11 protein-coding genes are annotated in these 16,663 nt (G+C 60.8%); 8 read left to right on the top strand and 3 right to left on the bottom strand.

Annotation, left to right across the window (positions count from 1 at the left end):
* Positions 1-1,640: 1,640 nt before the first annotated feature.
* A complete protein-coding gene (locus LB557_RS05500; protein ID WP_140619108.1) occupies positions 1,641-2,759 on the top strand; it encodes an alpha/beta hydrolase family esterase in 1,119 nt (372 codons plus the stop codon).
* A gap of 93 nt (positions 2,760-2,852) precedes the next feature.
* Here the strand turns inward: LB557_RS05500 and LB557_RS05495 are convergent, their stop codons facing one another.
* The 3 genes from LB557_RS05495 to LB557_RS05480 form a co-directional block, all read right to left on the bottom strand.
* Positions 2,853-3,911: a PAS domain-containing protein gene (locus LB557_RS05495; RefSeq protein WP_140661333.1), complete on the bottom strand. Its 1,059-nt coding sequence runs from the start codon at positions 3,909-3,911 to the stop codon at positions 2,853-2,855.
* Between the two features lie 354 nt (positions 3,912-4,265).
* A complete protein-coding gene (locus LB557_RS05490) occupies positions 4,266-4,472 on the bottom strand; it encodes a DUF2188 domain-containing protein (protein ID WP_181166425.1) in 207 nt (68 codons plus the stop codon).
* A 902-nt stretch (positions 4,473-5,374) separates the two neighbouring features.
* Positions 5,375-6,229 (bottom strand): hypothetical protein, encoded by an 855-nt coding sequence (locus LB557_RS05480; protein WP_224641802.1) that lies wholly within the window; start codon positions 6,227-6,229, stop codon positions 5,375-5,377.
* Between the two features lie 959 nt (positions 6,230-7,188).
* On the opposite strand from LB557_RS05480, the gene LB557_RS05475 reads away from it, so the two are divergent.
* From LB557_RS05475 to LB557_RS05445, 7 genes are all read left to right on the top strand, one after another.
* Positions 7,189-8,535 (top strand): family 1 glycosylhydrolase, encoded by a 1,347-nt coding sequence (locus LB557_RS05475; RefSeq protein WP_224641804.1) that lies wholly within the window; start codon positions 7,189-7,191, stop codon positions 8,533-8,535.
* Complete coding sequence (locus LB557_RS05470) at positions 8,522-9,259, top strand: SDR family NAD(P)-dependent oxidoreductase (RefSeq protein ID WP_140661336.1); 738 nt, start codon at positions 8,522-8,524, stop codon at positions 9,257-9,259. Before LB557_RS05475 ends, LB557_RS05470 begins: the two co-directional genes overlap by 14 nt.
* A 652-nt stretch (positions 9,260-9,911) precedes the next feature.
* A complete protein-coding gene (locus tag LB557_RS05465) occupies positions 9,912-10,967 on the top strand; it encodes an ABC transporter ATP-binding protein (protein ID WP_140619096.1) in 1,056 nt (351 codons plus the stop codon).
* A gap of 39 nt (positions 10,968-11,006) precedes the next feature.
* On the top strand, positions 11,007-12,335 hold the full coding sequence (locus tag LB557_RS05460) for an ABC transporter substrate-binding protein (protein WP_140619094.1): 1,329 nt from the start codon (positions 11,007-11,009) through the stop codon (positions 12,333-12,335).
* Positions 12,336-12,608: 273 nt separating this feature from the next.
* A complete protein-coding gene (locus tag LB557_RS05455; protein ID WP_411908769.1) occupies positions 12,609-13,460 on the top strand; it encodes a carbohydrate ABC transporter permease in 852 nt (283 codons plus the stop codon).
* 1 nt (position 13,461) lies between these two features.
* Positions 13,462-14,358 carry a carbohydrate ABC transporter permease gene (locus LB557_RS05450; RefSeq protein ID WP_140619090.1) on the top strand — a complete coding sequence of 299 codons (897 nt, stop codon included), beginning with the start codon at positions 13,462-13,464 and terminating at the stop codon, positions 14,356-14,358.
* A 135-nt stretch (positions 14,359-14,493) separates the two neighbouring features.
* Positions 14,494-16,554 carry a sensor histidine kinase gene (locus LB557_RS05445; protein WP_224641806.1) on the top strand — a complete coding sequence of 687 codons (2,061 nt, stop codon included), beginning with the start codon at positions 14,494-14,496 and terminating at the stop codon, positions 16,552-16,554.
* The last annotated feature ends 109 nt before the right edge of the window (positions 16,555-16,663 follow it).

The following is a 16,663-nucleotide window of genomic DNA, read 5'->3' as shown; positions in this document are numbered from 1 at the left end:
TGAGCGAGGCGCGCGCCAATTCACCCTCCCCAGCCTTCATCTGTTCGACCTACTTGAAAGCGGGTGCGCGGCCAAGTCAGCCCAGTCGATCGTCCTACCCTTCGCGCGCGGGTCTCTTCGGACGGCAAGATCAGCTTTGGTTCAGGGGGCCGCTATCTCACATGGGTACTCAAATCAGCCCCAGGCGCGCACCCGAATCCTGCCACAATATTGGCCCGCGCCTTCCTGAGGAGTCGCGGGCCGACCAAGATTGGGTCTTTGGTCAGCGGCGGATTCGGAGTGGGAATCGGCCGCCGTGGCTCAATTCGCCCTGCGCCGGAAAGTTCCCCAGCTGGCCTGTCACGATCATGGCCCGAGAGGTCGTGCCCACACGACTGACAGGCGTGCAGATTTGCTCAGAACGCGCCTCCACGGGCTCCCGCGGGGGTGTCCTCAACGCGGAGAGAACTGCGGCGGATGGGCGGGTTAGCCAGAGCCGCAAAAAAGCCCGCTGGCTGTAAGCCAGACGGGCAGTTCACATGGGAAGGACTGCCCGGGAGCAGGCAGGCCGGCACCCGAACCTTGGTCTCAAGCAATGTTCCAGCCCGCCAGGCCGGGCGGGACCCGCCAGGCAACTCTGCAGTCGGCCGACGGGGCCAACGATGACTGGCGGCAGGTCCACCGTAGAAACAGAAATGATCCGCATGCGACGTCGTCGGGAAAGCCCGCCCGAGCCAACGGCAGGTCACATGGAGGACCGCGGCGAGTAATATTGAGAGATACCAACCTGATACCGGCCACACGCGTCCCAAGTGGAGAGCGGCCGGTCAAGGGCCCACCTGTTGCGGTCCCGCTCTCACCGGTGCGGGCGATCCTCCGCGATAACGTTGTAGAGAACACAGCACGCCAACAAGGAGACGACACCGCCGAGGAGATCATTCCCCGTCAGACCAGAAAAATAGACGAATTCAAACGCTGACACGGCGTCCTCTCAATTGGAAAACTCCACCGAGGTAGAACCGTCAGCAAGCTCTGATGTTCCGCTCCCGTGTGGCACTTCTGGACGTCCTTGACGCCGGGACGGCATGCCCCGTGTCAACCGTTTTGGCCTTGCTCCGACCGAAGCCGGAACCATCGCCGGCGCGGCGAAATCGTGTTGGTCACCGTCGGACGGCGAGCCTTTCTCGGCGCAGTGTCCAGGCGCGATGATGGTCCCGTTAAGGCAAGTTCGCCGGACTTGTGGAAAGGGGATGACGCTGCACGGCTTGCGAAAGGCGCTAGGCGTTTATCTCGCCAAGGCAGAAGCCCTCCACAGGCAGCTTCTCACGTGCTGAGGCAGGACGATATTGACGACGCGGAACTCTATCGTGGCGAAGCGTCGTGGGGATCCAGTTGTGCACCTGATGAGCAGCAAGCCGCCACTTGGCGGGCTTGTGCTCTGTCAGCCACACAAAGAGGATGTCAGTGTGTGAAAGTCGAGAGCGGCCAGTCCGTTTTCCACCCATGCTGCTCGATCGGAGGGCTCTCTGCACCGGCGATGCAAAGCCAATCCCATGCGGAATCGATTGCTTGCAGGCAATTTATGCTGCACTGCAGCAACCAATCTGGAGACGCGGCGTTCCGTTGTTCGATCCGCTCTGGATCGACGAAAGGATACCGACATGAGAAGTCTCGCCGATACCGTTGCACGCTTGGCTGCTCGGCGAAAACAGATCGACGGCGTCTTGAACGGTTCCGAAAAAGACCGGTTTTCCGAACTTCAGGCGTTCGGGTCAAATCCCGGAAACCTGCGAGGCTGGACATACCGCCCCAAGGATCTTGCGGCGAAGGCCTCTCTGGTGGTTGTCCTCCATGGCTGTACGCAGTCCGCTGCATCCTATGACCGCGGCGCCGGCTGGTCGAGGACGGCGGATCGCAATGGTTTTGCCGTCCTCTTTCCAGAACAGCAGCGCAGCAACAATCCCAATCTTTGTTTCAACTGGTTTGTCCCCGACGACACCCGACGGGGCTCCGGCGAGGCGCTTTCGATCCGCCAAATGATAGAGGCCGTGGTCACCGCTCACGACATCGACCGCACCAGGATCTTTATCACCGGACTTTCCGCCGGCGGGGCAATGGCCGCCGCCATGTTGGCGACTTACCCGGAAGTCTTCGCCGGCGGGGCCATCATAGCCGGTCTACCCTACGGCAGCGCCACTAGCCTGCCGCAGGCTTTCGACCGCATGCGAGGGCACGGCGGCCCCACTGCGAAGCAGTTGGCGACGACCGTCCAGCAAGATTCCGGTCATGACGGACCATGGCCGAAACTCTCCGTCTGGCACGGAAGCGCCGACACAACAGTCAGTCCGGTCAACTCCGAGCAGCTCGTCGGGCAGTGGCTTGCATTGCGCGGCCAAAGTAGAGTGCAACCCGAGACGCAGGTGCATCAGGGCTATCGCCGCGAGGTCTGGAAGAACGCTGCCAATGAGGAAGTCATCGAATCGTACCTGATCGCAGGCATGGCGCACGGGACCCCCGTGGACTCCGCGGACGGATTGAGTCACGGCGGATCCTTTATGATCGATACAGGCATATCGTCCACTTCGCTTATCTCCCGGTTCTGGGGATTTGAAGAAGCGGGCTCTCAGGTCCCATCGCCTGATGTGCGTTTACCGGCAAAATCTGTTGGGCACTCCCCTTTGGTGGTCGCACACCCACCCTTCGAACCGCGCAGCGGTCTGACGGCTGGGCCCGGTCCGCTTATCGAAAGCGCCCTTCGCGCTGCCGGCTTGATGAAATAGTTCATGGCTAGACTTTTTGATGAACCTTCGTCTAGCGGGGGTCGGCCTGCGACGCCGCTATGGAAAAATGGGAGTGCCAGATGAACGAGCGTCTCAGATACCCTTGGCTGTCGAAACGGCAGCTGCTCCCGGGATGCTTATGCTGATTTTCAAACCGTCCGCTGCCCACTCCCGTAGGATCTCACCCTGAAGCTGCTTCTGGACAATTGCATTGACCATGGTCGTTCCGAAGCCGGGCGCCCCTGGCCGAGATTCAGCTTTACGTCTCCCGCTTTCTTCCCACCGCAGGTTAAAGCCGCCATGATGGCCCGTCCCATGCCAGCTGACCTGCAACCGCCCCGTACCCTGGGCGAGGGTCCCATGGGTGGCGGCGTTGACGATCAATTCATGGGCGACGAGAGCCAGTGGTTGAACGACCACCGCCGGGATCAGTACTTCAGGACCGCTCATTGCCGTCCTGCCAGACGCAAACTGGGCGACCTGCCTGGAGACGATTTCGTCCAGCGGCACATCGCGCCAGCCGCGCTCGGCCAATAAAGCGTGTGCGACTGCCAGAGCCTGGATCCGTCGTTGAACGGCCGCGGCATAGAGCGATGCATTGTCCGCCTTGCTCAGCCGAACGATACCATCGACAACCGCTAGAACGTTCTTTGCGCGATGGTCGACCTCCATAAGGAGGCGGTGCTCCGCCGCTTCCAGGCTCTGGATCATGCGATGTTTCGTAACGTCGATCTGCGACGCGAAGTAGTAAAGGAGCGCGCCTTCATCGTCCTTGATAGGGCTCAGATGGAGCTGGTTCCAGAACGGCGATCCGTCCTTGCGGAAGTTCAGTATCTCTACATTGGTCTCGCGTTCACGCTCTATCGCCGCTCGAATTTCAGCAACGGCCGCGGGTGATGTTCCCTCCCCTTGCAGGAAGCGGCAATTTCGACCCAAGACTTCATCGGATGTATAACCGGTCAGATCCAGGAAAGCTCTGTTGGCGAGCACGATAGGATTGTCAGGCTGCCGAGCATCGGTGATGACTATGGGCATGCGCGTGCGTTCGAACGCCGCCGACGCCAACTCCTTGCGATCCGCCCATGCAGTGGTGGCTGCTGCGGCCGGCGCGTCGCCATGGAGGGCTGACGGTGATTTAGCGTTGTCAGGCACTCTTTGCTCACTCGATAGAGGTCAGCGATAACGTCCGACTTCCTACAAGGTTTCCAATGTGATGTTTCGAACCGGACTGGTAGAAGGAGTAAAGCCGCGTAATCCGTTCTTCGAATTACTTGAGGCGAGCAACCGGGGTGCCGCAGCTGAAATGTGCAACCTACCGGGCAGACCAAACATCGCCGGCGCGTATCAGGAGGATACCTATGTTGTTCGACAGCTTGACCGATAGCCTCGATCGATGGCGAACCGATGAAAAGGTCGCCACAAAGGCGGAGCCGCAAACTGCGAACAGATGAGCGCCAAAGCGCATTACAGCCGTCAGCGCAGGACGCTCATCAGGGCGTCCCGACTTTAATCAATGGGCCATTCCGTACGCCACTTTCCATCGACGCCTTGAACCAATACCTCTGCATCGTAGCCAGTGGCCGAGGCACTGCTGGCTGCCTTGACAGCCGCACGGACGGCCTCCGAATGCGCTGAATAGCGATAGTCCTTGCCGTCAAACCGGACCAGCCATTGATCACCGGTCCTTGAAATGAAGTACCTGACATGCGCCATGGCCGCCCCCCCGATGCGTCGCATAGAAATCACGATGTCCACTGGCTGTGCAACAAGCATCACGAGATGACGGCATATTGCCCGGCCAGCCAAACGGTGCGACGTTCGAACGGGGTCAAACGAGTTCTCATTTTATCGCTGTGACCCTGCCGGCCCTGTCCAGTCGACAGTCGACCTCGGCCTGCCGAACTTCGACGCCCCCTTGCCTTGCATACTCTATTTGCACCTTGATTGGTGCCGTGAATGCACCTCCACCTCGACGCAACAACCCTGCGCTTAACGCCCGCACGCGGACAGCGCCAAGCAGCGTGGCCGCGGATGTGATTGCGGAGCGGCAGGCCTGCACAACAGCAGCCGGTATACCGGGCTTCGCTCTGAGGGGTCTCTGAGGCCTGATTGGATAGCCGTCGGTGAAGCCGCCGTCAGTAGATACGGAAGGCTTAAGAATTGGTGGCAAGGCAATCGATTGCTTACCACTCCCGGCGGGCGCAGCGGCGGTGGGCCCAGCCGTTCCTTCGGGTGTGGTGGCTGGACTGCCACTGCCGGTAGGCGACCCGTCGTAGGCCGCCGGATCATCGCCCGTACCAATACTGGTCGAAACGCCTGCGCCTGGGTCGCCGACATTGCCGCCGGCACCAACGCCAACGCCAACTGATCCCTTGCCCGCGCCAACCGAAGCTCCGACATGTGATCCCCCTGCATCGCCGACGCTCGCTCCCACCGCGACCGATGCGCCTTGCGAACCGGCGTTTACTCCGGCGCCGACTCCGATTCCGCCGACGCTGGCGCCTACCCCTTTGTCGAGAGCGCAGGCAGGTCCGATTCCAATCCCGATCATCAGGGCGGCGGCGACGTACTGTTTCATTGCTATGTTGACCTCGGCATACATTCGGCTCCACGGTTCACTGGCGCGGGTCGAGCCCTTTCGGTGGTCGGGTCGGCAGCAATGCGAGGGGAAGAGAGAGCGGGCCCAAGACAGCAGCCTGTTTCTGTTTTTCTCGCGAGCCCGGTTTGCGCCTCCATTCGACACCTGATCTGGGTGGTGCACGTGCAACCACACCTGCCGGCTTATGGATCATTCGCGAGCGCGCTGCAGCCGCAGGCCGGTTCCTGGTTGCGAGGTCGTCGATTGCCTCGCGCGCGGCACTCAGGCTCAGGGCCAGACCGGTCGCCCGTTCACGTTCTTCGTCCAGCGCCGCGCTTAACCCTACCGAGGTCCGGTTTGAAGCGTCACGTTCCTTGCGAACGACGTCGAGATCACGGGCAGCTGAATCGGCTCGTTTGCGTTCCAGTTCGAGCGCTTCTCCAGCTTGCCGTAGGCCTGCTTCGGCCGCCTCACGGTTCTTATTGGAGTTGGCCAGCTCGACGGCGGCGGCATTTGCGGCTGTCTTGAGGGCCTCGATGGTTCGGTGAGCCGTTGTGAGCTCTTGTCCCAAGAGCTCAACCTTGTGCCGTTGGTCGTCAAGAGCTTGCGTCACAGCAGTCTCGGGGAGGTGGTTGGAGCGTTGGGTTGCAGCGGCGGCGGCGGGCTTCTCACCGCCCCAGAGAGTGGCTTCGGCCCTGAAGCTTTCGATGGCGCGCTGCGCCGTCTGCAGATCGAGCGAAAGGGCTTCGTCCTTTTGCTGCTGCTCTTTTAGAGCTTGTGCTTGCTTGGCTAGCTCGGCTCGTGCGGCATCCAATTCGCGTCGTAACATCTCCTGATTTTCGCCGGGCAGCGTTTGCGCCTCTGTGTCGGGTGCCTGTGCTTGGCCGGCCACCAGCTCTCCAGGTGCGTGGGATCCGAACGCTCGCGCCGGTGTCTCGTCGGGCTCTTTGGCGACATCAACGTGTTCTGCAAATGCCTCCGACGAGCTGTCGCTGGCTGGGGGAGCCGCTGACGCGTCAGGCGCCCGCTGACTGTGTGCCGCAGATGCGAACAGCAAAACCAGGCATAGCGCAGCCAGGCATAGCGCAGAGAGGGTGAAAATGGCCCGGCCTGGACTTCCGCGCGTTGCGTGCGGCAAAAGCGAAGTCCATCGCCCAATCAAGCTGAACGCACCGAGGGGGGAAATCGCTCTCGTGCTCTGCCCATGACGCATCGCTGAACCTCAAGACCGCGGCCCTCACCGCATTGTATTTCCACCTGTTGAACATCCGCGCAGCCGAGCAAAAGCGCGAAGCCAGCGAAACATCAGCGCGCGCCAAAGCATCAGTTCGAACCTAACTGCTGATTCCTTAGCTGCCATCATTCGAACGAACGGGAGATTCGTTCTTTAAGTGCGTGCCTTGCTTGGCTTCCCGCCTTGGCTCCAGCCCATTCCTTTGGCTGCTCCACTGTCGTGCAAAAAGGAGGGAGGCTGCCCTTGTGCCGAACCGGCGGGCTACGGCAAGGGTGTTTCGCGCCACCACCATAGCCGCCACCAGGACACCGTCGTCGTGACGAACGCGTTCCGCCAGTGGCCATCAGAGCACGCAGGCGGCAACAGTTATCCGCATCGTGTGGCGATCTCTTCGCTTGGGGGTTCCAGGACGAAATCACCTTCGGCGAAAATCCCCTCACTCGGCCACGTCAAGAAACTGAACACGCAGATCGCGGCATACCCGGCGAGACCCGCCACGCCATCCCGGTATTGGTCGCGTATCGCCAAGAAGCGCGATGACCTGCCGCCTGACCGGAACTGCGCTGCAACCTGGACGTTGGGAAATGGCTGCAGCTTGGCTGGCTCAGGACCCTTTCATGTTCAATTTCGTCTTTGCCACCGGCATTGAAAACAGCGCTCCCACGATTAGTGGAGGTCGGGAGCGTGTCGACGAAATGGAGAAATGTCGCTTCTACCAGCAATGGCGCACCGACTTCGAACTGCTCCAGGATCTGGGTCTTCGCTTCCTCCGCTACGGGCCTCCAATTCACAAGACTTGGCTGGGCGACGGACACTACGACTGGACCTTCGCCGATGAGACCTTCTCTGACCTGAAGGCTAAGGATATTCTTCCGATCGTCGACCTCTGCCATTTCGGCGTTCCGGACTGGGTGGGCAATTTCCAGAATCCGGATTTTCCGCGGCTATTTGAATGTTACGCGCGCGACTTCGCAACCCGCTTTCCTTGGATCCAGCTCTACACACCCGTCAATGAGATGTTCATCTGCGCCACCTTTTCAGCGCGCTGGGCTTGGTGGAACGAGCAACTGAGCACCGATGCCGCGTTCGTCACCGCTCTCAAGCATATCGTGAAGGGCAACGTGGTGGCGATGCGGGCGATCCTGCAAGTGAGGCCCGACGCTATTTTCATTCAAAGTGAATCCTCGGAATACTTCCACGCTGACTCCCCCGAGGCCATCGGCAAGGCGGAGCGCTTCAATAGCCAGCGTTTCCTATCGCTCGACCTCAATTACGGGCATGACGTCGACGCCCGTACGTATCGCTACCTGCTCGAAAACGGGATGACCGCGCAGGAGTACAGCTTCTTTCTGGAAAACCATTTGCGCAGGCATTGCGTGATGGGCACTGACTATTACCAGACCAACGAGCACCGGGTTTGGGCGGACGGAACCACGTCGGCTTCCGGCGAGGTGTTTGGCTATGACGAAATTACGCGCCAGTATTTCAACCGTTACCGCCTGCCTGTCATGCATACAGAGACAAACATTCGCGAAGGCCCGAACGGGGACGAAGCCGTTTACTGGTTGTGGAAGGAGTGGGCCAACGTGCTTAGGATCCGCAACGACGGCATACCGATCGTCGGATTCACCTGGTACTCGCTGACGGATCAGGTGGACTGGGACAGCGCCCTGCGCGAGAACAACGGAACGGTCAATGCGGTCGGCCTCTATGACTTGGACCGTAATCCCAGGGCGGTGGGAACCGCATATAAAGCGCTCATCGCCAACTGGAACAAGCTGCTCGCCACCCAAAGTGTGTGCCTGGCTTTGCCCGTCTTTTTGCCGTCCGAGCAGAACGACCCAAGTGTTCGCGCACAGCAGGACTATGCGCGGGGCCTTTTGCATGTGGACCGGATCGCTGAAGCTGGGGCCGAACCGCTCGAACCCTCCAAGGACAAGGTGAAACCCGATGCGCCTGGCTGACAAGAGTGCAATTGTGACCGGCGCTGCAAGCGGCATCGGGCTGGCCATCGCGACCCGCTTGGGCACCGAAGGCGCCCGCGTTGTCATAGCCGACCTAGTTGGAGCCAATGCGCAGGCGGCCGCACAGGCAGTCCGAAAAGCCGGCGCACCGGACACCGCCGTGTCGGCTGGCGACGTTTCAGACGAGGTTGCAGTCGCACAGTGCTGTCGACTGGCGCTGGCGCGATTCGGCAGGTTGGACATTATCGTCAACAACGCCGGCCTGATAATGTTCAAGCCTCTCGAGGCGTTCACCAGCGCGGACTGGCTGAAGGTGCTGAGTGTGGACCTGCTGGGGGCAGTCCATTTCACGCGTGAGGCATTCGCGCACATGACCAATGGCGGGTCGATCGTGAACATCTCAAGCGTGCACGCGCTTGAAACGACGCCGCATGTTGCCCCTTACGCAGCGGCGAAAGCCGCGCTGCTGTCGCTCACCCGGTCGACCGCGATCGAAGGCCGGGCGCGTGGCATACGCGCCAATGCTATCCTGCCAGGGGCCATCGACACACCGATGCTTTGGGAAAATCCGAACATCAAGTCCGGCGTCGAAACCATTAGCCCGGAAGATGTCGGCAAGCCCGAGCAGATTGCCGCGGCCGCCGCTTTCCTGGCTTCAGACGACGCCGCCTTTGTGAACGGCGCGGCGCTCAACGTGGATGGCGGCCGGTTGGCGCGGCTCTAGACGTGCACGCGGTATTGCTGCGGCACTGCGAAGCCAGGTCTCGCATGGATCACCCGCACCGGCGTGGACGGCGCGCGCGTGGGCAGGGAACAATCCTGGGCCCGGGGGCTCGAAGACAATCACATTGTCACGGCTGGAGAAAGGCTCGCATCAAGCTGGGCAGCCCAGATTGCATCCCTCAGCGCTCCGGCAGGAGCATCTCCGGACAGCGGCAGCGATGCGGACCAATGCCACGAAGGAGATCACGAGAGGCGCGATGGGCGGCATGAATGCGGACGAGCGGTCTCCAGCGGTCGGCCTACCAGGAGCCGAGCCTCGTCGGCCAACCAGCTCGCCGGCCGTCAGTCCATTCGATTGCCGTTGAGGTCGCCGCCACTGGCCGCCGCCTTGTTCCGCAATATTTGGAGAATCGGAGGTGCACAAGGATGGGACGGCGATGGCCGAGGAATGCTGCTTTTGTCCCGAGCGGCCGAGCGCCTCTCGAAACATTGAAAATTCGATCTAGATCACTGTGGCCCAGGGAGATCAGGCCGTGCTTTACACGCACTGCTGGTAGCGCTACCACTTCAGATGGAGGACGCGGCAAGACCGGAAGCTGCGTATGTGAAGTGGACGTCTTCTTGCAGGCGCCTAATCGCTCGGGAGGAAATCGATGGCGTCCGTTGCGATCCGCGATGTCTATAAGTCCTTCGGCGTCGCCGAGATTCTCCATGGCGTCGGCATCGACATAGAAGACGGCGAGTTCGTCACGCTCGTCGGCCCCTCGGGCTGTGGGAAGTCGACGCTGTTGCGCATGATCGCGGGCCTGGAGGGCATCACGCGCGGCGAGATCGCCATTGGTGGGCGCGTTGTCAACGCGGTCGCCCCCAAGGAGCGCGACATTGCCATGGTGTTCCAGAACTACGCGCTCTATCCACATATGACGGTGCGAGAGAATATGGCGTTCTCCCTGATGTTGAAGCGTGTCTCGAAGCAGGAGAGCGATGCCAAGGTTGCGCGTGCCGCGGAAATTCTCAACCTCACGCCGCTTCTGTCGCGCTATCCCCGGCAGCTTTCCGGCGGGCAGCGGCAGCGCGTAGCGATGGGCCGGGCGATCGTTCGCGACCCGCAGGTGTTCTTGTTCGACGAGCCCCTCTCCAATCTGGATGCCAAGCTGCGCGTGCAGATGCGCGCAGAGATCAAGGAACTGCACCAGCGCCTGAAGACCACGACCGTCTATGTCACTCACGACCAGATCGAGGCGATGACGATGGCCGACAAGATCGTCGTCATGCATGACGGCAATGTGGAGCAGATCGGGCGCCCGCTCGATCTTTATGACCGCCCCGACAATCTTTTCGTGGCGATGTTCATCGGCTCTCCAGCCATGAACATGCTGACAGGACGCATTGGCGCCAGCGGCTTTGAAGGCAGCTCCGGCGTCGCCGTACACTTGCCGCAGACGCCGAAAGGCCTGAATGGAGGTCGAGTGGTACTTGGCATCCGGCCAGAGCATCTGCGCCTCTGCGACCAGGGCTTTCCCGTCACCATCTCCGTCATCGAACCGACCGGGTCGGAGTTGCAGATCATCGGCCGCGCGCCTGGCGGCGAAGAGATCGTCGCGAATTTTCGGGAGCGCCACCCGTTCCAGCCGGGCCAAACCGTCAGGCTCGCCGCCGAACCAAGCCTGGTCCATCTCTTTGACGCAGATACGGGCCGCCGGCTTTGAATATGCCGAGGTTAGCCAATCAAACAGGAGGAAATGGCCATGAGATACACCAGAAGAGACGTGATCCGCACCAGCGCCGTTGCTGCGGCGGCCGGAGCAATCGGTAGCCGGCTGCTTGGCACGTCAGCCTTTGCCCAGGATGGGCCGAAATACACGCCCGAAAAGGGCGCCAAGCTCAGGCTCCTTCGCTGGTCACCATTCGTCCAGGGTGATGAGAACGCCTGGCTGGCGCAGACGAAGAAATTCACCGATGCCACCGGTGTCGAGGTGCGCGTCGACAAGGAGAGCTGGGAGGACATTCGTCCCAAAGCGGCGGTCGCCGCCAATGTCGGCTCGGGTCCTGACCTGATGTTCGTCTGGTTCGACGATCCGTTCCAATATCCCGACAAGCTCCTCGATGTGACCGATCTCGGAGATTATCTGGGCAAGAAATATGGCGGCTGGCACGAGGGCCCAAAGAGCTACGCCACCAAGGACGGCAAGTTCATCGGGCTGCCGCTGGCTACCATAGGCAACGCGATCGTCTACCGCGAGAGTTGGGTCAAGGAGGCCGGCTTTTCCGAGTTCCCGAAGGACACCGACAGCTTCCTCGAATTGTGCAAGGCTCTGCAAGCCAAGGGCCACCCAGCCGGCTTCACCCATGGCCACGGCGTCGGCGACGGCAACAACTACGCCCACTGGCTCTTATGGAGCCATGGCGGCAAGATGGTCGACGAGAACAGCAAGGTGGTGATCAACAGTCCCGAGACGCTGAAGGCGATCGAATATGCCCAGGCCCTCTACAAGACCTTCATCCCTGGCACCGAAAGCTGGCTCGACGTCAACAACAATCGTGCCTTCCTGGCCGGCGAGCTGTCGGTCATCGCCAACGGTATCTCGGCCTATGAAACAGCCAGGATCAACAAGGACAAGGATCCCAAGCTGGCTGAAATGGCCAAGGACATCCGCACGGCCAGCTTGCCGATCGGTCCGGTCGGCAAGGCGGTGGAGCTTTACCAGGTCACTTCGGCGGTGATCTTCAACTACACGCCCTATCCCAACGCGGCCAAGGCCTATCTGCAGTTCATGTTCGAGGAACCGCAGATGTCGGAATGGATCAAGGGCTCTTCCGGCTATTGCTGCCAGACCTTGAAGGCCTACGACGACAATCCGATCTGGAAGGCCGATCCAAACTATGCGCCCTATGCCAAGGCGTCAGCGACGCTGCGCAACAACGGCTACGCAGGGCCGCTCGGCTACGCGTCCGCCGCGACCATGGCCGACTATGTGCTGGTCGACATGTTCGCCAAGGCGGTGACTGGTCGGGCGACACCGCAGGAGGCAATGGAAGAGGCCGAAAAGCGCGCCAACAGGTATTACCGGGTGTAGTCTGGACGTCTTCTTCCATTCGCGGGGGAAGACGCTTGTTGTTTTCCAGTCGACCCCAGCAGGCGCCGCGACGTGCCGCCGAAAGGCACGCGCCCGCAAGGAGAGAGCGCGGACCAATGGGCCCGCGCGCCTGTAGTCCACGAAGGTCGAAGGACTGCTGCAACTCGATACCCGCCACAGGAGCCTTTCATGGCCGTGACAACCGCCGCCCCGCCCCGCCCTTCCTTCTTGTCGCGCATTGCCGAAAGCCGTGGCCTGCTCAGCTTTGGCTTTATGCTGCCGACAGTGGTGCTGCTGCTGGTCTTTCTGACCTATCCGCTCGGGCTGGGCGTCTGGCTCGGCTTTACCGACGCCCGCATCGGCAGGCCGGGCGTCTTCATCGGCCTGGAGAATTATGAATACCTCTGGGACGACAGCGTGTTCTGGCTGTCCGTGTTCAACACGCTTCTCTACACGGTGAGCGCGTCTATCCTGAAGTTCGCCCTCGGCCTTTGGCTGGCGTTGCTGCTCAACGAGAACCTGCCGTTCAAATCGTTTTTCCGCGCCGTGGTGCTTCTTCCCTGGGTGGTGCCGACAGTGCTATCGGCGATCGCCTTCTGGTGGATCTACGATTCGCAATTCTCGATCATCTCCTGGGCCCTCAAGCAGATGGGCCTCATCGACCACAACATCAACTTCCTTGGCGATCCGCAAAACGCGCGCGCTTCGGTGATCGCCGCTAATGTCTGGCGCGGCATTCCCTTCGTCGCCATAACGCTGCTTGCCGGCCTGCAGACGATCCCGCAATCACTCTACGAAGCCGCCACGCTGGACGGCGCCGGTCGATGGCAGCTGTTTCGTTATGTCACCTTGCCGCTGCTGACGCCGATCATCGCCATCACGATGACCTTTTCGGTACTGTTCACCTTCACCGATTTCCAGCTCATCTATGTGCTGACGCGCGGCGGCCCGGTGAACGCCACACATCTCATGGCGACGCTTTCTTTCCAACGTGGCATTTCGGGCGGGCAGCTCGGCGAAGGCGCAGCCATCGCCGTGGCGATGATCCCGTTCCTACTAGGCGCGATCCTGTTCAGCTATTTCGGCCTGCAGCGACGCAGATGGCAGCAAGGCGGCGGAGATTGAGATGGCTCTGACCGACCCCAAGGCCAACGCAGCCGGCGGCGACGAAGGTGGCATGAGCTATCTGCAAAGCATGCCGCGTCGCGTGGTCACGATCTATGTCCCGCTGGCCATATTTGTCATCGTGCTGCTCTTTCCCTTTTACTGGATGACGATCACCGCCATCAAACCCAACGCAGAAATGACGAGTTACGATACATCGAGCCCGTTCTGGGTCGTCCACCCGACCTTGCAGAACATCCGCTATCTGCTTTTCGAGACCTCCTATCCCGGCTGGCTGCTCAACACGACGATTATTGCGGTCGCCGCTACCGTGCTGTCGCTTGTCGCCGCGGTGTTGGCTGCGTATGCGATCGAGCGACTGCGTTTTTCCGGCTCGCGCCAGGTCGGGCTGGCCGTGTTCCTCGCCTATCTGGTCCCACCGTCCATCCTGTTCATTCCGCTGTCGGTGATGGTGTTTAATCTCGGGCTTTATGACACGCCCTTTGCCTTGATCCTGACTTATCCGACTTTCCTGGTGCCTTTCTGCACCTGGTTGCTGATGGGCTATTTCCGTTCCATTCCCTTCGAACTGGAGGAGTGCGCCCTCATCGACGGCGCCAGCCGCTGGCAAGTGCTAACCAAGATCGTGCTGCCGCTGTCGGTACCAGGGCTGATCTCGGCGGGTATCTTCGCCTTCACGCTGTCGTGGAATGAGTTCATCTACGCTCTCACCTTCATCCAGTCGTCCGAGAATAAGACCGTGCCGGTGGGCGTGCTGACCGAGCTGGTCCGCTCCGACGTTTACGAATGGGGTTCCCTTATGGCAGGCGCCCTGATCGGCTCGCTGCCGGTGGTGATCCTTTATTCCTTCTTCGTCGAGCACTACGTGTCGTCAATGACCGGCGCGGTCAAAGAGTAGCCCACGGCAGTGACCGGCGGCCATGGCACCTTATCGCGTGCGCCACGGCGCACCGGAAGCATTATATTCGCTTAAACTAACGCTTGCCGTTCGTGGCCCGCCGATTATGGTGAGGTTCCTGAGCCGGCACGGGATATGGACTTGCCTCGTCGATCAGTTCGATCGCATCTGCTTGCTTTGACCGCCGCCGCAGTTGTCCCGGTGTGGCTGTTTGCCGGCTATCTGCTAGGCCAATATGCCCTGCATGAACGATATCGTTTTGAGCAGGATGCCGTGCAAACGGCTCGCCAGGTGTCGCTCGTTGTAGAGGGCGAGCTGGCGAATCTCAAAACCATCCTCGACGGCCTGTCCAAATCCGCCGCGCTCGCCAGTGGCGATCTGCAAGCCTTTCACCGCGAGGCGCTCGATCTTGTCCACGGGACGGACCGGACGATCGTCCTGCGCGATCTTGGCGGCAATCAGCTGATGAACACCGAAATAGGCTACGGTGCCGCCTTGCCGTCAGTCGCACCTATAGCTTCTGTCAAGCGCGAGAAACTCAGCCGTTCCGGTGTTTTCGTCAGCGATGTCTTCAGCGGCAAAGGCTCGGGCGAATACCGCGTAGCTGTTGCCGTTCGGGTGCCCGCCCCGAAGGGGGAGGACCTGCTTCTTACGCTTTCTGTGCCGACTGCCCGGATCCGCGATGTTCTGATGCCGGCGGTCCCGCAAGGATGGACTGTGGGCGTGGGAGATCGCGACGGAAATTACGTTGCACGTTCCAGGTTCCACGACGAATGGACCGGGAAGCGCGGATTGCCCGAATACGTGGAAAAGATAGTCGCGCGCTCGGGCTCATTCACGTCACGCAATTTCGAAGGGGAGACGCTGCTGGCGGGCTACTACAGGTCTCCGGACTCTGATTGGTTTTACACAGCAAACGTGCCGCTTGCAGCAGCGCAGGCGCCGCTCTGGCGCTCGCTTGCGGCGATCTGCGGGATAGGTCTCCTGTCGCTTCTTGTCTCGGTTGCTCTGGCATATTTCGTCGGCAAAGGATTCACCCGGGCCACCGCTGAACTGGCGACACGGGCCGAAGCGCTGGGTCACGGCCGCAGCGTCGAAGCCTTGTCGACCTCGGTTACGGAGTTCGCTGCCATCGCCCAGGCGATGGTGGATGCAGAGCGGGCGATCGCCGAACGGCGCTACGAGCTGGAGGCGGTGTTGGAGACAGCGCCGGCGGCAGTCTGGTTTACCTATGATCCGAAGGCTCTTCAGGTCATCCGCAACCGCTTCGCGGCAGAACTCATGGGCCTGCCGACAGACGCGCACAAAACCTTCGGCAGCCCCGACCTTGTCATCGACACGGTGGCCGTCAAGGACGGGCACATAGTGAGCCGCGAAGACCGCCCTCTTAGCCGCGCCATGCGCGGGCAGCTGACGGATCACGAAGAGTTCGTCTACACGTTGCCGTCAGGTGTCGAGCGCCTTCTACTTTCCAGCGCACGTCCAATTCGCAACCCCAGTGGCGGCATTATTGGCGCCGTTCAAATCAGCCTCGACATAACGGAACGCAAACGCGGCGAGGAGCAGCTCAAATTGCTGACCAATGAGCTGAACCATCGCGTGAAGAATATCCTTGCCGTGGTTCAGTCCATTGCCTCCCAGACACTTCGCAACGCCACAAGCCTGGCTGAAGCAGGACGCACGCTCTCCAGCCGTCTCGTCTCGCTGGCCAAGGCCAACGACCTGCTTATTCAGCAGAACTGGAGTGGCGCCGACGTCAGGGATCTGATTGCCACATCGGTCAGCTCACACGCACCGATCGACCGCTTCGGGATTAGCGGCAAGTCGGTCTGGCTATCACCGAACGTCGCTCTTTCGGCCGCTCTGGCTTTTCATGAGCTTACGACGAATGCGCTCAAGTATGGAGCACTGTCGAACGAAACCGGCACGGTGTCGATTCATTGGAAGCTCGTCGGTCAAAAACAGCATCGCTGGCTCAATTTAGAATGGCGCGAACGGGGAGGTCCGCCCGTCGAACCGATCGAGCGAAAGGGCTTCGGCACGCAGCTCCTCGAGCGCGTGTTTGCGTCCGGCACGTCCGGACGCGTCACTCTGAAGTTCCACAAATCGGGACTGATCTGCACCATGCGAATGAATGCTGCGTCTGAGGTCAATCCCGCGGTGGACAACGGCGACAGCCGCAGAGGCGAAATGTAGAGATCTTCCTAGCGAAGCTCTCCCGGCTGCGCAGGAACGCGAAAGATCAACCCGTCTTTCGCATAGTTCGGTCGGCTGCCCAATCCGACGCATACACGATTGGTAAGGA

Source organism: Mesorhizobium sp. BR115XR7A (assembly GCF_020165315.1).
Lineage (GTDB): Bacteria > Pseudomonadota > Alphaproteobacteria > Rhizobiales > Rhizobiaceae > Mesorhizobium > Mesorhizobium australicum.
The sequence above is the reverse complement of the archived record's forward strand: the minus strand, read 5'-3'. Positions and strand labels throughout refer to the sequence as shown.